The following is a 19,674-nucleotide window of genomic DNA, read 5'->3' as shown; positions in this document are numbered from 1 at the left end:
CGCTGATTTGCGTCGAACATACCGTTTGACACGCTCCGCATCAATTGGTAGGCAATAAATCAACATCTGATATGTCAGATGGATATGAGGACCTGGGAGGGGCTTGTGGCGGCTGTAGCAACCGACCATCGCGCCATGACGCGGATCGACACCGACCTTCTGGTCGTGGGCGGCGGCGCGGCCGGTGTCGCAGCGGCGGTCACCGCGGCGCGCGCCGGACTCCGGGTCACGCTGCTCGAACGCTATGGTTTCTGTGGTGGCGGCGCCGTCGCCGGCCTTTCGGGCACGGTCTGCGGCCTCTATGCGGCAAGCGACTCCGATCGCGGCCCCGAGCAGGTGGTCTTCGGCTTTGCCGAGGAATTCGTCGCGGCGCTTGCGGCGCGCGGTGGGCTCAGCGAGCCCCTGCGCTATGGCAAGACCTTTACCCGCGTGCATGACCCGCTGATGTGGCGCGAAACCGCCGACGAAATGCTGGCTGCCGCCGGCGTCACCGTCATCTACCATGCCGTCGCCGTCGAGGTTCTGCTCGAGGGCGGCGAAGCGGTGGCTGGCGTCATCGCCTGGTCCAAGCAGGGGCCGCTCGACATCCGCGCGCGCCAGACCATTGATGCATCGGGCGACGCCGATCTCGTTGCCATGGCCGGCCTGCCGAACTTTGTCGGCGACAATGGCCGCGTACAGAATCCGACCATGATCTTCCGCCTCGGCAATGTCGATGTCGAGGCTTTCACCGCCGCCTATGGCACCGATACCATCATGCCGCCCGCGATCAGCGCCATGATCGCTGACGCCAATGCGACCGGCGCCTATCGTTTGCCGCGCAGCAAAATCTGGCTGTTCACCACCACGCGCCCGGACGAGCTGCTGTGCAATTGCACCCGCATCACCGGCGCTGACGGCCGCGAACTTAATCCGCTGTTTTACCAGGATTTCAGCGAGGCCGAACTCGAAGGCCGCCGCCAGATGCGGGAATATGCCCGCTTCTTCCGCGACCGGCTTGCCGGCTGCGAAAACTCCTTCGTCAACGACACCGGCGTGCAGGTCGGCGTCCGCCAGACGCGGCAGGTCGAAGGCGTTGCCAAGCTGGCCAATGGCGACATTCTCGCCGGCCGCAAATTCGGCGATGGCATCGCCCGTTCCCCCTGGCCGATCGAACTGCATTCCGGCAGCAAGCCGCGTGTCGAATGGCTGCTCGATGACGTTTATGAAATTCCCTATGGCTGCTTCGTGCCGCAGCGGGGCGAGAACCTGCTGGTCGCCGGCCGGTGCCTGTCTGCGGAGCATGAAGCGGTCGCTTCGGCGCGCGTGACGGCGCAATGCTTCAGCTATGGCCACGCCATCGGCCACGCAGCCGTGCTAGCGGTGCGCGACGGCATCGCCCCACGCGCTATCGCGGGGCGCGACCTGCGCCTGCTGCTCAACCGTGACGGCGCGAGGCTCGACGCATGAGTGACAGCCCGCCGCCGATCCTGATTGCCGATGACGAGGCCTGCCGCATCGTCACGCTCAACCGGCCGCAGCGCCGCAATGCGCTCGGCACCGAGGGCATGCTGCGTCTGGCGGAGGCTTTCGCCGATGCGGCCGCCGATCCAGAGATCCGGGCCGTGGTGCTCACCGGAGCGCCGCCCGCCTTCTGTGCCGGTAGCGACCTCAAGGAGCTGGGTGGCCTCAATGCCGCCGGCATGGCCGAACATGAGGCCGCCACGGCTGCCATCGCTCGCGGCATCGGAGAACTGGATGTGCCGGTGATCGCTGCCGTCGAAGGTTATGCGCTGGGTGGTGGCTGCATTCTGGCGCTGAGCTGCGACCTGGTTGTCAGCGCCAGTAATGTCCGCTGGTCGATGCCGGAAGTCGCCAATGGCTGGCTGCCGCCCTGGGGCCTCGAGGCGCTGGTCGCCCGCGTCGGCCTGGTGCGGGCCCGCGCCATGGTGTGGGACGCCTTCGATTGCGACGGCACGGAGGCGCATCGCCTCGGCCTCGCCGATGCAGTCACTGCGCCGGGCGAGGCGCTGGCAAAGGCCATCGCCATGGGCAAGCGGCTGGCCGGTCGGCCGGCTTCGGCGGTGGTCTCGGCCAAGCGCTATTTCGCCGGCCTCCGGCTCGATGCGGAGCGGCTCGATGCCGTCGCGTCACAACATTTTCAGCAGGATGCCGGCTCGATTTCCGCGCAGGCCGTCCTTGCAAGGTTTTCGGGTCGATGATGAACAAGATAGTTTCCGCCAGCGCCGCCGTAGCCGGCATTCCCGACGGGGCCACTGTTGCCAGCGCCGGTGTCATCGGCTGGGTCACCCCCGACTCGGTACTGCGTGCCCTCGGCCAGCGTTTCGCCGAAACGGCCGGCCCGCGTGACCTGACATTCTATTTTCCCTGCGGCACCGGCGACGCCATGGGCATCAAGGGCATGGACCATGTCGCCCGCGAAGGGCTGATGAAGCGCATCGTTTCAGGCTCCTTCATCAACCCCGTCGATCCCGTCACAGGCAAGCGGCCGGAGCTGATGCGGCTGATCCGCGAGAACCGCATCGAGGCCTATTCCTGGCCCATCGGCGCCAGCATGCACTGGCTGCGCGAAGTTGCACGCAAGAGCCCCGGCTATATTACCCGCGTCGGCCTCGGCACCTATGCCGACCCGCGCCATGGCGGCGGCAAGTTCACCGAGAAGGCGCAGGATGACCTGATCCGCCGCATCGAGATCGACGGCGAGGATTTGCTTTATTATCCGACCTGGCCGATCGACGTCGCCATCATCCGCGCCGCCAGTGCCGACCGGCACGGCAACCTGTCATGGGAAGACGAACCGCTCACCACCGCCAATCTCGCCCTCGCCATCGCGGCCAAGGCCAGCGGCGGGCGCGTCATCGCGCAGGTCCGCCGTATCGTCGACCAGCGGCCGGCGAGCCATGTGCGCCTACCCGGCATTCTTGTCGATTCCATCGTGGTCGACGAGAACATGATGATGACAACCGACACGCCGTATGAGGAAGCCTATTTCTCCGGCAAGCGCATGGCCGCGGCGCATCTGCCGCTCACCCATATGTCGCTCGACAAGATCATCGCCCGTCGCGTGGCGCAGGAGGTGCGGCGCGGCGAGCTCGCCATCTACGGCTTCGGCGCCGCCACCGATGTGCCGCTGGTGATGGCGGAGCAGGGGCTGTTCGATGGCGACGCCATCTACGACTACCCCGCCACCACCGAGCATGGCGCCTATGGCGGCATCGTCATGCCGGGTTGGCAGTTCTCGGCCAACATCAATCCCGATGCCATTGTCGACGGGCTGACGCAGTTCGACGTCATCGACGGTGGGCTGTGCAGCTTCGCGGCGCTATCCTTCGCGCAGTTCGATGCGCGCGGCGTGGTCAATGTGTCCAAGTTCGGCGCGGCCAACCCGGGCGCCGGCGGCTTTATCGATATCGCGCAGAATGCGAAACGGCTGGTTTTCGCCGGCACGTTCACCACCGCTGGCCTCGATGCCAGCTATGGTCCGCACGGGCTGACCGTGAACAGGGAGGGCAAGGTGCGTAAATTCGTGCCGGCCGCCGATTCCATTACCTACGATGTCTTCGCCGGAGTACGCGATCGCGGCCAGACGGCCCGCATCATCACCGAGCGCGCCGTGTTCGACGTGGCGGAAGATGGCCTCGTGCTGATCGAGGTGGCGTCGGGCATTGACCTGCGCCGCGATGTGCTTGAGCAGATGGATTTCGCCCCGGTCCGCATCGCCGAGCCGATGAAGACGATGGATGCCGCGCTGTTTACCGAAGACGCCCCCACCGCGCGCCTGGCGGGCTAGAAGGAGTGAGCCACATGCACCGCACTGTTTCCGACATTCCTGCCGCGGCTTTGGCCGCCTTGCGCAAAGGCACGGTGCTGCCGGCGCATCCGCTGGTGCTCGACGCGTCGCGCCAGTTCGACCGCACACGCCAGCGCGCCATCACCCGCTATTATGCCGATGCCGGTGCGGGCGGCGTGGCGGTGGGCGTCCATACCACCCAATTCGCCATTCGCGAGAAGGGGCTCTATGCCCCGGTGCTCGAACTCGCCGCCGAGACCATGCGCGACTGGGGTGGCGCCGACCGTCTGCTCATCGCCGGTGTCACTGGGCGCACCGAACAGGCGCTGGCCGAGATCGATACGGCGCGGGGCCTGGGCTACCACGCCGCTTTGCTCAACCTTGCTCGCTTCAAGGGCGCAAGCGAAGACGAAATATTCGAGCATTGCCAGCGCGTCGCGCGCGAGATGCCGATCGTCGGTTTCGCACTGCTGCCCGAAGTCGGCGGCTTCCATCTCTCCTACGATTTCTGGCGCCGCTTCGCCGGCATCGACAATGTCGTCGCCATCAAGATGGCGCCGTTCAACCGTTATCGCACGCTCGATATCATCCGCGCCGTCTACGATGCCGGCGCCGGTGATCGCATCACGCTCTATACCGGCAATGACGACCATATCGGCCTCGACCTGATGGTGCCGTTCGTCGTGCGCTCCGATGATGGAAGCAGCGAACGGCGCGCCCGCATCCGCGGGGGCCTGCTCGGCCACTGGAGCGTCTGGGTGCGCCCGGCCGTCGCCATGCTCGGCCGCATCCATGCCGTGCCCGACGATGCGCCGGTGTCGCCCGATCTGCTGGCGCTCGATTCCATCGTCACCGATTGCAATGCCGCCATCTATGACGCCAGCAACAATCTGCGCGGCTGCATCCCCGGGTGCCTGGACGTGCTGCGCCGGCAGGGACTGGTCGAAGGCATCTGGTGCCTCGACCCGGCCGAGGTACTGAGCCCCGGCCAGTCCGAAGAGATCGACCGCGTCTATCGGCAATATCCCGAAATGAACGACGACAGTTTCGTCGCCAACAATCTCGAACGCTGGCTGTCCGATCGCGGGCAGGACCTGCCGCTCGTCGCCTGATTCAAGAACAAGGATCACCCATGTCTCGCCCTGCTGTCCCCAACATCCTGACTGCCGACGCACTGCCGGAACACTTCGTCGATGTCGATCACCTCGAAGATTTCATGTCGGTGCCGACCCAGGGCGTCATCGACGACCTCAACGCGCTCGACGGCGACATCATGATCCTCGGCGTCGGCGGCAAGATCGGCGTCACCATGGCGCGTATGGCCAAGAAGGCGGCGCCCGACAAGCGCGTCATCGGCGTGTCGCGCTTTTCCGAGGAAGGGCTCGAGGCCCGCCTCAATTCCTGGGGCATCGAGACCATCCGCTGCGACCTGCTCGACCGCGATGCGGTGAACGCCTTGCCCAAGGTGCCCAATGTCATCTACATGGCCGGGCTGAAATTCGACTATCGCGGCCGCGAGGATTTCCTGTGGGCGATGAACACTATCGCGCCGCAGATCACCGCCGAGGCGTTCCGCGACTCGCGCGTCGTGTCGTTCTCGACCATCCACGTCTATCCTTGGTCCAACCCGCTGCATGGCGGCGTCACCGAGCGCGACCTGCCGATGGCGCGGCCCGGTGAATATGCCAACTCGGTGGTCGGCCGCGAGCGCACCTTCCAGTATTTCTCCAGGAAATACGACACGCCCGGCCGCATCATGCGCTTCGTCTATGCCATCGATCCGCGCTACGGCGTGATGCAGGAAGTGGCCAGCTGGGTGTTTGCCGGCAAGCCGGTGCCGCTCGCCACCAGCCACGCCAATGTCATGTGGCAGGGCGATGCCAATGCGCAGTTCCTGCGCATGCTGGCGCATTGCGAAACCCCGGCCAGCCCGATCAATGTCGGTGGCCCGGAGGCGCTCAGCATTCGCTATCTCGCCAACCGGTTCGGCGAGGCTTTCGGCATCGAACCGAAATTCGCCAATGAGGAGGCCGAGAGCTGCCTGCTGGTCAATTGCGACCATGCGAACGGCCTTATGGGCAACCCGGTCGTCTCCATCGATCCGATGGTCCGCTGGGTCACCGATTGGGTGAAGTCCGGCAAGCCGACGCTCGGCAAGCCGTCCAAGTTCGAAGTCCGGTCAGGTGAGTTCTAGGCGATGCCCAAATTCATACGGGGCTATCTCTACGCTATCCTGGCCCATGTCGGCTTCGTGGTGCTTTGGCAATTGGCGGTGACCATAGGGCAGGTGCCGTCCTACATCCTGCCCGGCCCGATCGAGACGGCAATGGCGCTGGCCGAGCCGTCCTATAACTGGTTCCGCCACATCTGGGTCACCGCGGCCGAGATTTTCGGCGGCTATGCCATCGCCACGCTGGTCGGCATAGCGCTCGCCGTGCTGTTCGTATGGATTCCGCCGCTCAACGCCGCGCTGATGCCGCTGCTGGTGACCCTCAATATGGTGCCCAAGGTGGCCATGGCGCCGCTGTTCATCATCTGGTTCAGCTACGGTATCGTGCCCAATATGCTGATCGCCTTCACGATCTGCTTCTTCCCCATCGTGCTCACCACCCATCGCGGCCTGATGGAGGTCGAGCCCGACCTCATCAACCTGGTGCGTTCGCTGAAGGGCAATCGCTGGCAGATCTTCTCCAAAATCCAGCTGCCCGGTGCACTGCCCTTCGTCTTTTCGGGCATGAAGGTGGCCGCCGTGCTGGCGGTTGCCGGCGCCGTGGTGGGCGAGTTCATCGCCTCCGATAGCGGCCTCGGCTACTTCCTGCTCATCCAGCAGAACGCTCTCAACACCTCCGCCATGATGATGGCGCTGATCCTGATCACCGGGCTCGGCGTGCTGCTCTACGGCCTCGTGGCGCTGCTCGAATATATCTTCGTCTCGCGCAAGGGGATGTCCGCATGACCGCCGCCTCCACCCGTCCGGCCTTCATGCACCTCGAAGGCGTGCGCAAGGTCTACAAGTTCGGCGGCAAGGAGTTTCTTGCCGTCTCCGATGTCACGCTCGACATCGCCGAGGGCGAGCTGGTTTCGATCGTCGGTCCATCGGGCTGCGGCAAGTCCACGCTGCTGAAGATACTCGCGGGCCTGCACGGCCATGATGGCGGCACTGTCGAAATCGGCAATGCGCAGTCGCCCTTCACCCCCGGCCGCGATATCGGCATGGTGTTCCAGCAGGCGCTGCTGCTGAAATGGCGCACCATTCTCGACAATGTCATGCTGCCGGCCGAAATCCTCGGCCTGCCGCGCGCGGCGAGCCGCGAGCGTGCCCGCGACCTGCTGGACATGGTCGGGCTCGAAAAATTCGCTGACGCCTATCCGCAGCAGCTTTCGGGCGGCATGCAGCAGCGCGCCGCCATCGCCCGTTCGCTGGTGCACGATCCCAAGCTGATCCTCATGGATGAGCCGTTCGGCGCGCTCGACGCCTTGACCCGCGAGCGCATGAACCTCGAACTCATGCGCATTTGGAAGCAGAGCGGCAAGACCATCCTGTTCGTCACGCACGGCATCCAGGAAGCCGTGTTTCTCGGCTCGCAGGTGGCGGTGCTGACCGCCGGCCCGGCCCGTATGGCCGCGCATTTCGACATCGATCTCCCCGAACCCCGCACCTTGGCAATCAAGACCAGCGAGAAGTTCGGCGACTACACCAGGAAAATCTACGCCCTGCTTGGCATGGAGTGAGGCCGGCAGGTTTTCAGACCCTTTGGGAGGAACCTCATGATCAGAACTATCGCGACGACCAGTGCCGTCCTGGCATCCGTATTGATGAGCAGCAGCGCCATGTCGGCCGAGCCGCTCAAGCTGATGCTCAACTGGAAGGCCGGCGGCGACCACGCGCCACTCTACTATGCCCTGCAGGAGGGCTGGTTCAACGAGGCCGGCGTCGATCTCGAAATCATCCAGGGCAACGGCTCGGGCGCGGCCGCCACGGCGCTCGGCGTCGGCCAGGTAGACATGGCGATCATCGACATGCCCACCGCGCTCCAGTTCCGGGGCGAGGGCAGCGATATCGTCGGCGTCTTCGTCGCCTATAATGACAGCGCCAACGGCATCTACTGGAAGAAGAGCAGCGGCATCGAAAATGTTGCCGACCTTGCCGGCCACAAGCTCGGCGCGCCGGCCTCGGATGCCGCCCGCCAGTTCTGGGGCCCGATCTCGCGGGCCATGGGCATCGAGACCGACTCCGTGGAATGGGTCAATATCCAGCCCACCGCCAAGGTCGCTGCGCTACAATCGGGCGCCATCGACGCCACCACTCATATGTATAGCGTGCACTTCGTCTATGAAGACGTGTTCGGCGACGATCTCGGCTTCGCGCTGCTCCGCGATCACGGGCTCAACCCCTATGGGCTCACCTACTTCGCCAATGGCAAGGCGATCGCCGAAAAGGCCGAGCTGGTAAAGGGCATGGTGCAGACCACGCAGCGCGCCTTCGCCTTCTGCCTCGCCACGCCCGAGCCCTGCAGCCAGGCCCTGTCGAGTGCCGTCAGCATGAGGGCCGAGGACGCCGCCCGCGAACTCGAATTCGCCTCGAAGGTCATACCCGGCACCGGCAACACCCTGCCGGTAGGCGCTTTCGATGGCGACCGCGTCGCCGCCGACTATGGTCTCGTCGCCGAAGCCTTCACCATCACGGCCTATGATCCGGCAACGGCCTTCACCAACGACTTCATCGACACGTCGATCAACTACCCCAACTAGCATTGGACCGGAGGCGGGCCATGGCTCGCCTCCGGCCAGGCAGGTTCTGAGCGAGGCGCGGGTCCTCAAGGATATTACAAGCCATGCTCGATACCGGGATAAATCGGCCGGTCGCCCTGCTCGCTTTCAGCGAGGCCTATCGCCAGCAAATCTTCGGGCCGGAGGAGGAAGCCGCGCTCGGCCGGTTGGTGACGCCGATCAGCATCGATCTGAAGGCCGGCGCCGATGTCCTGCCCGCCGACGCCCGCATCATCCTCACCGGCTGGCCTACACCGCGGCTCACGACGGAAATCGTCGCCGCCCTGCCCCAGCTCGGGCTCGTCGCCCATGCGGGTGGCTCCGTCAAATCTTACCTGCCCGAAGGCGGGCTCCGCAGCGACATCGCCGTCAGCAGTTGCGCGGCACAGAATGCCGTTCCGGTGGCCGAATATTCGCTGGCCGCCATCCTGTTTGCCAACAAGCGCATATTGGAAATGGCCCGCACCTATGCCGACATAAGGCAGGGGCGCAAGGCGGTGCTCGGACGCTCGGGCATTTTGGGCAATTATCGGCGCATGGTCGGACTGGTCGGAGCATCGACCATCGGCCGGCTGGTGGCAAAGATGCTGCAGCCCTTCGATCTCGACGTGATCGTCGCAGACCCCTTCCTGACCGAGCCGGATGCGCATGACATGGGCGTCACGAAGGTCACGCTCGACCACTTGTTCGAAAGCGCCGACACTGTCTCGCTGCATGCGCCGCTGCTGCCCGAGACCGAACATATGATCGATGCGCGACTGATAAACTCGATGAGGCCTGGCGCAACCCTGATCAATACCGCCAGGGGCGCCCTGGTGGACGAGAGGGCCCTGATAGCGGCGCTGCAGCGCGGGCATATCCACGCGATCATCGACACGACCTGGCCCGAAGTGCCGGCGGCCGACAGCCCGCTCTGGAACCTGCCCAACCTGCTGCTGACGCCGCATATTGCCGGCTCGGGCTCGATCGAACTGTGGCGTCACGGCGCCGCCATGATCGACGCCATCGAGGCCTTTCTTGCCGGCGCGCCCATCCCCGGCCGCGTTCCGCTCGACCAGCTCGACCGCCTCGCCTGAGACAAAGCCATGGTGACCACGACCCCATCGCGGCCCGCACACTCCGGTACTCCGCTGCCCCTCGCACCCGGCCTGTGCTCGGTTGCCTTGCGCCATCTCGATCCTGAACAGGTCATCGACTGCGCCGTGACCGGCGGCGCGAAGGGCATCGAATGGGAGGCACGCAAGCATGTCCCGCCGGGCGACCTCGACAGCGCCCGGCGCGTAGCGCAACTGTGCCGGTCGGCCGGCCTCGCCATTCCGAGCTATGGCACATATGTAGCCGCCGGGGCCGACGGAGCGCGCGAAGAATTCGCTGCCTGCCTCGCCAGCGCGGAGGCTCTTAGAACGCCGCTCCTGCGTATCTGGACGGAACGAACAACCGGCCTGGAGCCCGGCGCCGCCCGTACTGCCCTACTGTCTCGCGTCGTATCCGACCTTATCGACTTCTGCGACCTGGCCGCTGCCAGTGGCCTCCAGCTATCCCTAGAGTTCCACCCCGGGACCTTCACGCATACTGCAGCGGAAACACTGGACCTGATGCAGCGCGTCGGGCGAGACAATCTACTGACCCATTGGCAACCGGACTATGGCCAGCCGATCGCCGAAGCGACTGGTGCCCTGAGATCGGTTTTGCCCCGGCTCAGCCACCTGCACGTCTTCTGCTGGACCCGGGACCACGTGCGGATGCCCCTGCGCGACCACCGGAATTACTGGAAGCCACTGCTAGACCTGGCGGCGAGCACTCCTGACCGGGCATTGCCCCGATATGCAATGATCGAATTTTCCCCCGACAATCGTCTTGAGGCGGTTCTGGACGATCTCCAGACGCTTCGCGACCTGCTTTGAACGCCCGCCGCGCGATCCGGCAGTCGACTAAGATGATTTCATCTAATTATCGAGCCTGCGCCCAGGCTAGCAGTTCCTCCAGCGTGGTGCGCCTGTGGTCAGGCCTGAAAGGGACCGCGCGTCGCCTTTCGAGCGCTCGAATTCGGCCGGGAGCAAATCCCCCTTGGCCCTTTAGGGCTTTTGGTGAGTGCACGGGCAAGCGCCTGCGCGCCCGCCTATGCACTCCGCGTTACGTGCGCTTGAAGGCGCCGTTTTCCCAGCCCTCGAACTTGCCAGTGAAGAAATCCACATCAGAGAAGCCCAGGATGCTCAGCACGGTGAAGCTGTGTGAGAGTTGCTGGCCGCCCCGCGTGAACAGCACCACGCGCTTGTCGGGCGTTACGCCGGCATCGGCATAAAGCTTTTGCAACTGTTCCACCGGCAGCAGCACGCGGTCGGCATCGAGGGTCTGGTCCCAGAACAGGTTGATCGAGCCGGGGATATGGCCGGCCGCATAGTCTGATGGTGCGCGAACATCCAGCACCACGACATTTGGATCCTGCGCCAGGGCCTTGACCGCAGCTTCGTCAAGGAATTGCGGACCGACATCCGCAGAAGTGTCCGAGCCTTCGAAGGTGTAGTTGGCGAGGGCCAGTTGCTGGCCCGAGCGTGGATCGCGGCTCCACTCGTCCCAGCTTGCGTCGTAAAGCACCACGTTCTGGTAGCCCAGATTGCGCAGCGCCAGATAATTGTTGGCCGCCGCGACGCCGCTACCGCAGTAGGACACGACCTCCCGATCCGGGCTGACGCCGGCAGTGTTGAGCAGCTCGAGCAATACCGGCTCGGATTGCAGCGTTGCCGCGGGCGTCAGAAGGCTCGACGCCGGCAGCGTCTGCGCGCCCGGGATGTGGCCATCGGCATAGGCGTCGCCGTTCCGGCCATCGATGATCACCGCATTGGCGTCGCCGACCTTGCTGGCCACGTAGTCCTTGGAGACGCGAATATCGTTCTTGCGCTCGAGCCTGAACGGCGTTGCAGCGACCTCGACCGGCTCGGTGCTGAGCTCGCCCTGCCAGACTCCTATGCCACCATCGAGGACATGGACCTTGTCGAAACCCGCATAGACAAAGGCGACATAGGCGCGGCCGGGCAAGGCGTTGGTATCGTAGATCAGGATGGTGTCGTCATAGCTGAGCCCTGCCTTGCCCAGCAGCTCTTCGAAAGTCGCGTCACTGGCAAATTCATTGCGGATGCCATCGGTCTCCGAGACATTGAGCGCCTGCCAGGGCAGATTGATCGCGCCAGCCACATGCCCTTCGGCATAGGCGGCAGCCGAGCGCACGTCGATGAGCTTGGCGCCGTCATTCAACAGGCTCTCGAATTCGGGCTGGCCGGTGATGATGTTGACCGCTGCCGACTGTGCCTGGCTCGGAGCGGTGACGAGTGCCACGGCGAGGGGAGCCGCCCCCAAAGCGAGAGCATGAAGCGATATTGCGGCAAGAGCGGTGGTAAGAAGCGAGCGGTTTCCAAGCTGGGCCACGATGGCAATCCTTTCCGATTTGGCGACCCGATGATACTCGACTCGATTGGTCGTCAATTTCAACGGATAGGATTGCGTTCTTGCAACGTGAAGCGGCAGGATTTTTTGCCCAGCCGCCTGCCGAAAGAATACTCAAAGATCCGGGCGGGGCTCCCAGCCTGTCAGGGCCAGTTCCCAGTCGGGAAACCAGGTCAGCAGCAATATCTGGATCTGGCGGTCCCAACCCAGGAAGATCGCGAGACCGGTCAACACCAGCAGACCGCCGAGCACCTGCTGGATGCGCCCGGCATTGGCCTGGAACCAGCCCAGTCGTCGCGTCAATTGCCGGCCGCCAAGCATGATGGCGGCCATTGGCAGCGCTGTGCCCAATGAAAATGCCAGGGTGACTGCCACGGCCGCTGCATCCACCTGCTGGTTCAGCGCCAGTGTGATCACGGAAGCCATGATGGGACCGACGCATGGGCTCCAGGCCAGGCCCAGTCCGGCGCCGATGACCAGGCCACCGCCAAAACCCGAGCCGTTCTGCGGCACGGGCATGCGGCTGACGACTATCCCCGCAAACCGCTCAAAGCCCCGGTGCAGCAGGGGAATGGCGAGCACCAGGCCCAGCGCGATCAACACTGTACCCGCAAGGATGCGATTGAGATCGGGCGGCACGCCGAGCGATCGCACGAGGTAGCTAAGGGCCAGTGTGGCAGCGGTGAAGGCGCCAACGAAGCCCACAATCAGCCCAACGGGCCGCGCCCGCCCCTCTTGCGCGCCGGAGCTCAGAATGATCGGCAGCAGCGGCAGGACGCAGGGCGACAGCACGGTGATCACACCGGCCAGAAAGGCAAAACCTATGGTCAGCAGCATGTGCGGCGTCTAGCTGGCACTGTTGGCATTGAGGCCATCGACCCCGCCAGCATTCCACGACTTGACGGAATTCCCTTCGGTGTCGAGCAACACGAAAGTGTCCTGATAGGTCACGCCGAACTTGCCCTTGAGCGCGGTTTCCGCGTCATAGTCGGCAATGACGACCGTCAGGTCCGGATTCACTTCTGCCCACCGCGCATTGAGCTCGGCGATGGTGGCTCGGCAATTGGGGCACCAAGCTGCATAAAAGAACACGACCGTCGTGCCCTCCGAGGCGAGCGCATTAAGCTGCGCTTCAGTCTCAAAGCTCAGCACCGTCGCTCGTGGCGCCGCTTGCTCGGTAACAGACCCAGCTTCTTGCTGCGCCCAGCCTGGCACCGGAGCGAGGGCCAGAGCCACGGCAAGGGCAAGGCGGGGAAGGGTCAACATGGCTCGGGTCATACGGCTACACTCTGCTTGTGCGCCAAGTATCGCCGCTCATTGGCTGGCTGCCCAGCGGGCGGGAAGAACATTCCTTCGAACTAATCTTGATCGGCTAGATAGATTTTTTCTCCGCCGCCAACGCTTTGGAACTGCTTGGGCCGCGCTGGAACAGCAAGCGTGCGATATTGCTGCCAGTTCAAATTTCGCCTTCAAGGAGTCTCCGATGCATCTCAAACTCGCTGGCGCCGCCATGGCCGCCGCCCTGATCCTGACCGGCGCTGCCCATGCCGAGCGCCTGACCGACCAGCCTTTGGTCGATGCCGCCTGGCTCGCCCAGCATCTGGGGAATGAAAGCCTCGTCGTGCTGGACATCCGCGATGCGACCGATGCCGGCGACCTCTATGCTGCCGGCCACGTGCCGGGCGCCGTCGCTGCGCCCTATGCTGCTTCCGGCTGGCGCGCCAAGGTTGGCAACGTTCCTGGCCTGCTGCCCACTGAGGAGGCCATCGAGACGCTGGTTTCGGGCCTCGGCGTCAGCAATGACAGCCATGTCGTCATCCTCACCGGTGGCGCAAACGCGTCCGATTTCGGCGGCGCGACCCGCGTTTACTGGACCTTCAAGGTCTACGGACATGACAATGTATCGATCCTTGATGGCGGCTATGCTGCCTGGGCCAAGGCCAATGGCGAACTCTCGACCGATGCCGTGACCCCGGTCGCCGCCACGTTCGACGCCGAATTCCGTCCGGAACTGCGCGCCGAAGTGGCTGAAGTGAACGAAGCCATCGCTAGCGACGTCAACCTCGTCGACGCCCGTTCGGTCGCCCAGTTCATCGGCCAGGAAAAGACCAATACGGTGCAGGCGCTGGGTCACATTCCGTCGGCCATCAATATCAACTTCGACAAGTTCTATGACGCGGACAAGCCGGCCTTTGCCAGCGCCGACATCATCGCGAAGCTGGCCAAGGATGCTGGCGTGGCCGATAGCGACGGCTTCATCGCCTTCTGCAATACCGGCCATCTGGCGTCGATCGCCTGGTTCGGCCTGTCGGAAGTCGAGGGCCTGCCAAATGTGCGGCTTTATGATGGTTCCATGTCCGATTGGACCTCCGATCCGAGCCGCCCGGTTGTCACCAACTGAGTGATCTGAGATATCCATAACAAGCTTGCCCGGGCGATGAGTCCGGGCAATTCGTTCTCTATCGAGGCATGTGATGACTGACACGACCGCTGGCCAGCTGCGTCCGGCACCCATTCCCTTCGATCGCGGCCCGGTATGGTTCACAAGCCTTGCTCTGGCCTTCGGCACGCTTGCCATCTGGCAGCTCGCCGACCTGCGGCAAGCGGCACTGTTTCTAATCGGCAGCCTGATGGGCCTGACGCTCTATCACGCGTCTTTCGGCTTTACCGGTGGCTGGCGCCGTATGGTGGTCGAAGGGCGCGGTCATGCCATGCGCGCCCAGATGGTGATGATCGGCGTGGCGGCGCTGGCGTTCATTCCTCTCCTGACCCTGGGCAATCCCTTCGGCCAGCCGCTAGCCGGCGCCACCGCGCCGGTTGGCGTTTCGGTATTGCTTGGTGCAGCCATGTTCGGCCTCGGCATGCAGTTGGGCGGCGGTTGCGGTTCGGGTACTCTCTTCACCGTCGGCGGCGGCAGTTCCCGCATGCTGGTGACCCTCGCATTTTTCATCGTCGGCGCGCTCCTGGGCACAGCACATCTGCCCTTCTGGCTGACCCAACCTTCGCTGCCTGCCATCGCTCTTGGTACCAGTCTCGGCGTTCCCCTGGCCCTTCTCGTCACGCTGGCTGGCCTCGGCGCCGTGGCACTTATTACCGTGCTCGTGGAACGTCGCCGGCATGGCGCGCTTGAAACCATCAAGGCTCCGGCCGCAAGCGGCTGGGCGCGCCTGCTGCATGGCCCCTGGCCATTGGTTGGCGCCGGCCTGGCGCTGGCCGGGCTCAATATCCTGACCTTGTTGGTCGCCGGCCATCCGTGGTCGATCACCTATGGCTTTGGCCTCTGGGGCGCCAAGATCGCCCAGGCCGTCGGCGTCCCGGTGGCCACCTGGGAATTCTGGACCTGGCCGGCGCAGGCGCAGGCCCTGCAGTCCAGTGTGCTGGAAGATTCCACCTCGGTCATGGATTTCGGCCTGATCCTCGGCGCCGCTCTTGCCGCGGGTCTTGCCGGCAAGTTTGCGCCTAAGGCGGCTTTGCCCTTCCTGTCGCTGCTGGCCGCGGCCATTGGCGGGATGCTGATGGGCTATGGCGCACGCCTCAGCTTCGGCTGCAATATCGGCGCGCTGTTCAGTGGCATTGCCTCGGGCAGCGTGCATGGCTGGCTGTGGTTTGCCGCGGCCTTTGTCGGCAGCCTTGGTGGCATCGCCCTTCGGCCGGTCTTTGGCCTTGATGGATTCAAGCGGAAATGAGCGCACGCAACACCTTGCTTTTCGGGGCTGCAGCCCTCGTCGCGACCGCCGCTGTCGCTGCCGATCACGTCAGCAGCTCGGTTCGAGCACCGGCCCCGGTCCCAGCGGCAGCAGCAGCCGCGAATCCCTGCGCTGCAGGCAACCCTTGCGCCGCCGGCAACTCCTGCGCGGCCGCTGCGCCGGTCGCAAACCCATGCGCGGCTGGCAATCCCTGCGCCGCTGGGGCACCGGCAAATCCTTGCGCTGCTGTGGCCCCGGCGAATCCGTGCGCTGCTGGTGCGCCCGCCGCTGCGCCCTGTGCGGCTGCGGCGCCGGCGCCGGTCGCCAATCCTTGTGCGGCTGGTGCACCCTGTGCAGCGGTCAATCCCTGCGCGGCAGGGGCACAATAGGAGGTCGGCATGGACGCAGAACGCGAGCGGGCGGCTCAGGAAGCAGCCTTTTGCGAACGCCTTCTTGCCAAGTCGGCCGAGAACGTCCTGCGCGAAACCCTGCGCGATGCGCCTGTCGCGGCCTGGGAACACTATCCGCCCGGCGATGTCTTCGATCCCGAAAGTGGTGGGCAATGGTACTACCACTGCCACCTGCCACCGGCCGACGACATCGAGCACGGGCACTATCATTGCTTCGTCCGCCCCGATGGCGCCCAAGGCCCCGTGCACCATCTGGTTGCCGTCGGCGTCGACGCCTATGGCAAGCTCCATCGGCTGTTCACGGTCAACCAGTGGGTGGTCGGCGACACTTGGCTCGATGCCGAGCCGACCATTGCGCTATTGCCACGCTTTGACATGGAACTCGCCAAGCCGTCCTATCTGGTCAATCGCTGGCTGACCGCCGTGCTGCGGCAGTATCAGCCCGAGATCGCACAGTTGATCCGCGATCGCGACGCAAAGCTGACGAGCCATGCTGGTGAAGGCGATATCCGCGCCGTGCGGGAGGACCGGAGCCTTGAGGTCACGTCGTCCCTGAATATCAGTCGCTGACGACCGGTCCGCGGCTTTGCGCTGTAACCCGACCCGGCTACCTCGAACCTATCATTGGCGCGGGCGGTATATAGCGCGGCGCCGGGCCCTGGACTGTGGTGAGGCGCTCTGTAACCCAGCCTTCGAGTGTGGGGCTCAAGTCTACAAGAAGCCATCCATCCTGCCGGTCCAGCACTCTCAACGAGGTTCCGCGGGGAAGCGTCATGATCAGCTCACCCGACACGCTCGGAGAGTGGCGAACGTTGAGCGACGCGACATTGACAAAGCGCGGCACGTTGAGCGGCGTCGACACAGAATGCGATTGCGTTGTGGAGACAGAGGTTGCCGACTGCGGTGCGGAACTCGCGCCCCGATCTGGTTTTCCCTGGATCCCGAACTGAAAAATGCCAAACGCTATGAGTCCGAGGATTACCCAGCCAATGGCGTTCGAGCTCTGTTTCTTTTTCGCCATTCTTCCGCACCTTCCCGCCAATTCATATTGGAGCAAGCGTCTTAACAGATGGCATATGACGGCAATCACCGCCTGGCGATTTCGGGGCGGGAAGCGGACGGTCCGGTTTATTCAGAGATTTCACGAAAGCCGATACTGCATATTGCTCGCTACGAACTGAACACGCCAAATCCGCGCTCAATCTGGCGCGAGGCCAGCAGGACTTCCTGCACGTATTTTTCACGGGTCGCCATCAGCCGCTGCTCTGGAAGCACAATCGCGACCGTCGCCACGCAGGCCCCCGCCGCGTCGCAGATGGGTGAGGCGACACAGGCCACGGCGAATTCGGACTCGCTCAGCTGGACCGAAAGGCGCGCGAGAAAGGCCTCACCCGCTTCGGCCGACAAAGTATCAGGGTCGGTAGCGGCGCGGCCGCTGGGCGAATCCAGTGCGCTGGCAGCGAAAATCTCAAGCCGCTGCGCGGGCGGCAGGTGGCCGACCAGCAGCCGACCGGACGCCGTCCAGTTCAGGGGCACGCGCGACCCGACACGCGAGCTGACGCGGAAATGCCCGTCGGCCTCTTCCATCCCCAGAATGGTCATCATGCCGCCATCCCTGCCGCAGAGCTGCACCGTTTCGCCGATGCGCTGGCACATGTCGCGCATGACCGGCGTCGCGATCCGGACGATATCGAGCGCATTTCCATAGGCGAGGCCATAGCGGTAAAGCCGCGGCCCGAGCCAGACATCGCTGCCCTCCGCACGCGCCAGCAACTGGCGCTCCAGTAGTTCGTCGATGATCGGATAGATGGTGGAGGCCGAGGCGCCGACCCCCTTGGCAATTGCCGACCCATTCATTGCACGACCGGTTGATTCCAGCAGATCGAAAATCTGGATCGTTCGCTCGATGCCGCTGACACGCGCCATGCTTCGTCACCTTTCAACATATTGACAGCGCAAGGGCTGCCCGCTAGCATTCTGTTATTACGAAATTCTATACGCAATTACGTACAGAAATCAAGGGAGAGTATGATGGGGTACAGGCAAGCGACCACGGTCGCATTGGCGGCTCTGCTGATGGCATCGGCCGCGCCGGCGTTGGCGCAGGGCGATGCCATCAATGTCGCGACCGTCGGCGAATTGCCGACGCTCGATCCGATGAGCACGACGACCGATCTGGTGGGCGATGTCACGCAGCACATTTTCGAAACCCTCTTCACGTTCGACGCGAATTACGGCCTGACGCCGATGCTGGCGCAGGATATGCCGCAGATCAGCGCAGATGGTACCGAATATCTCATCAAGCTGCGCTCCGGCATCACCTTTCATGACGGCTCGGCGATGGATTCGGCCGACGTGGTCGCCTCGCTGAACCGCTGGCTGGCCACCGCATCGCGCGCCAAGCTGGTATCCGAGAGCATCGAGGCGATCGAGGCGGTCGATGCCGAGACGGTTCGCATCAAGCTGAACAAGCCCTCTGGCTCGTTCCTCGCGCTGCTGTCCTTCACCAACAGCGCCGCCGTGATCATGCCGGAGGAAAAGCTGGCCGACCCGCTGGTCGAATTCATCGGCACCGGGCCGTTCAAGCTCGGCGAGCGCAAGCCCGACCAGTATATCCAGCTCCTGAAATTCGAGGATTACAGCCCGCGCGCCGAGGCGCCGAACGGCTATGGCGGCGCACGCATCGCCGAGGTCGACGAGCTGCGTTTCCTGCCAGTTCCCGATGCCAGCACCCGTATCGAGGCGGCGCTGGCGGGCCAGTATGACTATGTGTCCTCGCTGCCCATCGAAGCGGCTGCTCGTTTCCAGGACCAGGCCAATGTCGAGCCCGTCCTGCTCGAATCCTTCGGTTGGCCGGTCTTCGTGCTGAACAAGAAGGCCGGTTCGGCTGCCGATATCGAGGTGCGCCGGGCCATCCGCACGGCGCTGAACATGGAAGACATGCTGATCGCCGCCTTTGGCGATCCCAGTGCCTACAGCCTCAACGGCTCGATGTATCCGTCCACCTTCGTGTGGCACAGCGATGCCGGCGTGGACGGGGCCTATAATCTGGGCGATCCCGACGCGGCCAGGTCCATGCTCGCCGAGGCCGGCAAGGAGGGTGCTCCGCTCCGCATCCTGACCAGCCGCCAGTATGAATTCCACTACAAGATGGCGCAGGTCGCGGCGGAATATCTCAAACAGGCCGGCTTTGCCGTCGAGATGGACGTGGTCGATTGGGCAACGCTCTCCGAGCGCCGGGGCAATCCCGATCTGTGGGACATCTATATCACCCATAGTTCCTTCCTGCCCGAGCCCGGCATCATCAACCTGCTCTCGCCCACCGCGCCGGGCTGGTGGGAAAGCGAAGCTCGCACCACCGCCATGGACGCCTTCAATGCCGAGCTCGATCCGGCCAAGCGCGTGGAGAAGTGGGCCGAGGTGCAGCGCGTCATCTATGATGAAGTGCCCTTCATCAAGATCGGCGACTTCAGCGCCCTGGCCGCCAAATCCAAGCGCCTCGAGGGCCTGGTAAAGGCACCCTGGCCATATTTCTGGAACACTTCCGTCACGCAGTGACATGATCCGGTGCGGGCCG

The 19,674-nt window shown here is 64.2% G+C and carries 19 protein-coding genes; 14 read left to right on the top strand and 5 right to left on the bottom strand.

Translation table 11 applies throughout. The features are described from left to right. Positions 1–105 precede the first annotated feature (105 nt). The 10 genes from FPZ08_RS19575 (at position 106) to FPZ08_RS19530 (ending at position 10,464) form a co-directional block, all read left to right on the top strand. A complete protein-coding gene (locus tag FPZ08_RS19575) occupies positions 106–1,449 on the top strand; it encodes an FAD-dependent oxidoreductase (protein WP_246132727.1) in 1,344 nt (447 codons plus the stop codon). Then, entirely contained in the window at positions 1,446–2,201 is a 756-nt protein-coding gene (locus tag FPZ08_RS19570) for an enoyl-CoA hydratase/isomerase family protein (protein ID WP_146292055.1), read from the top strand. The genes FPZ08_RS19575 and FPZ08_RS19570 overlap by 4 nt, the downstream gene beginning before the upstream one ends. After that, positions 2,201–3,790 carry an acyl CoA:acetate/3-ketoacid CoA transferase gene (locus FPZ08_RS19565; protein WP_146292053.1) on the top strand — a complete coding sequence of 530 codons (1,590 nt, stop codon included), beginning with the start codon at positions 2,201–2,203 and terminating at the stop codon, positions 3,788–3,790. The genes FPZ08_RS19570 and FPZ08_RS19565 overlap by 1 nt, the downstream gene beginning before the upstream one ends. 14 nt (positions 3,791–3,804) lie before the next feature. Beyond that, entirely contained in the window at positions 3,805–4,902 is a 1,098-nt protein-coding gene (locus FPZ08_RS19560; protein ID WP_146292051.1) for a dihydrodipicolinate synthase family protein, read from the top strand. Positions 4,903–4,922: 20 nt separating this feature from the next. Next, on the top strand, positions 4,923–5,984 hold the full coding sequence (locus tag FPZ08_RS19555) for an NAD-dependent epimerase/dehydratase family protein (protein WP_146292048.1): 1,062 nt from the start codon (positions 4,923–4,925) through the stop codon (positions 5,982–5,984). Positions 5,985–5,987: 3 nt separating this feature from the next. Next, positions 5,988–6,746: an ABC transporter permease gene (locus FPZ08_RS19550; protein ID WP_146292046.1), complete on the top strand. Its 759-nt coding sequence runs from the start codon at positions 5,988–5,990 to the stop codon at positions 6,744–6,746. Then, complete coding sequence (locus tag FPZ08_RS19545; RefSeq protein WP_146292044.1) at positions 6,743–7,522, top strand: ABC transporter ATP-binding protein; 780 nt, start codon at positions 6,743–6,745, stop codon at positions 7,520–7,522. Before FPZ08_RS19550 ends, FPZ08_RS19545 begins: the two co-directional genes overlap by 4 nt. 36 nt (positions 7,523–7,558) lie before the next feature. Beyond that, positions 7,559–8,542, top strand: coding sequence for an ABC transporter substrate-binding protein (locus FPZ08_RS19540; RefSeq protein WP_146292042.1), 984 nt, complete (start codon positions 7,559–7,561; stop codon positions 8,540–8,542). 83 nt (positions 8,543–8,625) lie between these two features. After that, positions 8,626–9,636, top strand: a complete 1,011-nt coding sequence (locus FPZ08_RS19535) for a hydroxyacid dehydrogenase (protein ID WP_146292040.1) — start codon at positions 8,626–8,628, stop codon at positions 9,634–9,636. A 9-nt stretch (positions 9,637–9,645) separates the two neighbouring features. Further along, a complete protein-coding gene (locus FPZ08_RS19530; RefSeq protein WP_146292038.1) occupies positions 9,646–10,464 on the top strand; it encodes a sugar phosphate isomerase/epimerase family protein in 819 nt (272 codons plus the stop codon). A gap of 229 nt (positions 10,465–10,693) precedes the next feature. On the opposite strand, the gene FPZ08_RS19525 is transcribed toward FPZ08_RS19530, so the two are convergent. The 3 genes from FPZ08_RS19525 to FPZ08_RS19515 all read right to left on the bottom strand — a co-directional run bounded on the left by FPZ08_RS19525 (position 10,694) and on the right by FPZ08_RS19515 (position 13,267). Next, positions 10,694–11,983, bottom strand: a complete 1,290-nt coding sequence (locus FPZ08_RS19525) for a rhodanese-like domain-containing protein (protein ID WP_146292036.1) — start codon at positions 11,981–11,983, stop codon at positions 10,694–10,696. Positions 11,984–12,115: 132 nt separating this feature from the next. Beyond that, a complete protein-coding gene (locus FPZ08_RS19520) occupies positions 12,116–12,838 on the bottom strand; it encodes a cytochrome c biogenesis CcdA family protein (RefSeq protein ID WP_146292034.1) in 723 nt (240 codons plus the stop codon). A 9-nt stretch (positions 12,839–12,847) separates the two neighbouring features. Further along, positions 12,848–13,267, bottom strand: coding sequence for a TlpA family protein disulfide reductase (locus FPZ08_RS19515; RefSeq protein WP_186767087.1), 420 nt, complete (start codon positions 13,265–13,267; stop codon positions 12,848–12,850). A 217-nt stretch (positions 13,268–13,484) separates the two neighbouring features. Here FPZ08_RS19515 and FPZ08_RS19510 point away from each other — a divergent pair, with 217 nt between their 5' ends. From FPZ08_RS19510 to FPZ08_RS19495, 3 genes are all read left to right on the top strand, one after another. Beyond that, complete coding sequence (locus FPZ08_RS19510; protein WP_146292030.1) at positions 13,485–14,402, top strand: sulfurtransferase; 918 nt, start codon at positions 13,485–13,487, stop codon at positions 14,400–14,402. Positions 14,403–14,475: 73 nt separating this feature from the next. Next, on the top strand, positions 14,476–15,687 hold the full coding sequence (locus FPZ08_RS19505) for a YeeE/YedE family protein (protein WP_146292028.1): 1,212 nt from the start codon (positions 14,476–14,478) through the stop codon (positions 15,685–15,687). A 398-nt stretch (positions 15,688–16,085) separates the two neighbouring features. After that, positions 16,086–16,667 (top strand): DUF6969 family protein, encoded by a 582-nt coding sequence (locus FPZ08_RS19495; RefSeq protein ID WP_146292024.1) that lies wholly within the window; start codon positions 16,086–16,088, stop codon positions 16,665–16,667. Positions 16,668–16,704: 37 nt separating this feature from the next. Here FPZ08_RS19495 and FPZ08_RS23070 read toward each other — a convergent pair whose 3' ends face one another. Together FPZ08_RS23070 and FPZ08_RS19485 are read right to left on the bottom strand one after the other, a co-directional pair. Further along, entirely contained in the window at positions 16,705–16,872 is a 168-nt protein-coding gene (locus tag FPZ08_RS23070; protein WP_425457613.1) for an SH3 domain-containing protein, read from the bottom strand. 395 nt (positions 16,873–17,267) lie between these two features. Beyond that, positions 17,268–18,023 (bottom strand): IclR family transcriptional regulator, encoded by a 756-nt coding sequence (locus tag FPZ08_RS19485; RefSeq protein WP_146292021.1) that lies wholly within the window; start codon positions 18,021–18,023, stop codon positions 17,268–17,270. 105 nt (positions 18,024–18,128) lie between these two features. Between FPZ08_RS19485 and FPZ08_RS19480 the strand changes: the two genes are divergently transcribed. After that, positions 18,129–19,655 carry an ABC transporter substrate-binding protein gene (locus FPZ08_RS19480; protein WP_146292019.1) on the top strand — a complete coding sequence of 509 codons (1,527 nt, stop codon included), beginning with the start codon at positions 18,129–18,131 and terminating at the stop codon, positions 19,653–19,655. The last annotated feature ends 19 nt before the right edge of the window (positions 19,656–19,674 follow it).

It is taken from the genome of Devosia ginsengisoli (assembly GCF_007859655.1).
Classification (GTDB): domain Bacteria; phylum Pseudomonadota; class Alphaproteobacteria; order Rhizobiales; family Devosiaceae; genus Devosia; species Devosia ginsengisoli.
The sequence above is the reverse complement of the archived record's forward strand: the minus strand, read 5'-3'. Positions and strand labels throughout refer to the sequence as shown.

What these genes read in the sequence shown, in the direction of transcription:
- FPZ08_RS19570 (WP_146292055.1), top strand. Translation starts at nt 1,446, where the DNA reads ATGAGTGACAGCCCGCCGCCGATCCTGATTGCCGATGACGAGGCCTGC.
- FPZ08_RS19565 (WP_146292053.1), top strand. Translation starts at nt 2,201, where the DNA reads ATGAACAAGATAGTTTCCGCCAGCGCCGCCGTAGCCGGCATTCCCGAC.
- FPZ08_RS19560 (WP_146292051.1), top strand. Translation starts at nt 3,805, where the DNA reads ATGCACCGCACTGTTTCCGACATTCCTGCCGCGGCTTTGGCCGCCTTG.
- FPZ08_RS19555 (WP_146292048.1), top strand. Translation starts at nt 4,923, where the DNA reads ATGTCTCGCCCTGCTGTCCCCAACATCCTGACTGCCGACGCACTGCCG.
- FPZ08_RS19550 (WP_146292046.1), top strand. Translation starts at nt 5,988, where the DNA reads ATGCCCAAATTCATACGGGGCTATCTCTACGCTATCCTGGCCCATGTC.
- FPZ08_RS19545 (WP_146292044.1), top strand. Translation starts at nt 6,743, where the DNA reads ATGACCGCCGCCTCCACCCGTCCGGCCTTCATGCACCTCGAAGGCGTG.
- FPZ08_RS19540 (WP_146292042.1), top strand. Translation starts at nt 7,559, where the DNA reads ATGATCAGAACTATCGCGACGACCAGTGCCGTCCTGGCATCCGTATTG.
- FPZ08_RS19535 (WP_146292040.1), top strand. Translation starts at nt 8,626, where the DNA reads ATGCTCGATACCGGGATAAATCGGCCGGTCGCCCTGCTCGCTTTCAGC.
- FPZ08_RS19530 (WP_146292038.1), top strand. Translation starts at nt 9,646, where the DNA reads ATGGTGACCACGACCCCATCGCGGCCCGCACACTCCGGTACTCCGCTG.
- FPZ08_RS19520 (WP_146292034.1), bottom strand. Translation starts at nt 12,838, where the DNA reads ATGCTGCTGACCATAGGTTTTGCCTTTCTGGCCGGTGTGATCACCGTG.
- FPZ08_RS19515 (WP_186767087.1), bottom strand. Translation starts at nt 13,267, where the DNA reads ATGTTGACCCTTCCCCGCCTTGCCCTTGCCGTGGCTCTGGCCCTCGCT.
- FPZ08_RS19510 (WP_146292030.1), top strand. Translation starts at nt 13,485, where the DNA reads ATGCATCTCAAACTCGCTGGCGCCGCCATGGCCGCCGCCCTGATCCTG.
- FPZ08_RS19505 (WP_146292028.1), top strand. Translation starts at nt 14,476, where the DNA reads ATGACTGACACGACCGCTGGCCAGCTGCGTCCGGCACCCATTCCCTTC.
- FPZ08_RS19495 (WP_146292024.1), top strand. Translation starts at nt 16,086, where the DNA reads ATGGACGCAGAACGCGAGCGGGCGGCTCAGGAAGCAGCCTTTTGCGAA.
- FPZ08_RS23070 (WP_425457613.1), bottom strand. Translation starts at nt 16,872, where the DNA reads ATGACGCTTCCCCGCGGAACCTCGTTGAGAGTGCTGGACCGGCAGGAT.
- FPZ08_RS19485 (WP_146292021.1), bottom strand. Translation starts at nt 18,023, where the DNA reads ATGGCGCGTGTCAGCGGCATCGAGCGAACGATCCAGATTTTCGATCTG.
- FPZ08_RS19480 (WP_146292019.1), top strand. Translation starts at nt 18,129, where the DNA reads ATGGGGTACAGGCAAGCGACCACGGTCGCATTGGCGGCTCTGCTGATG.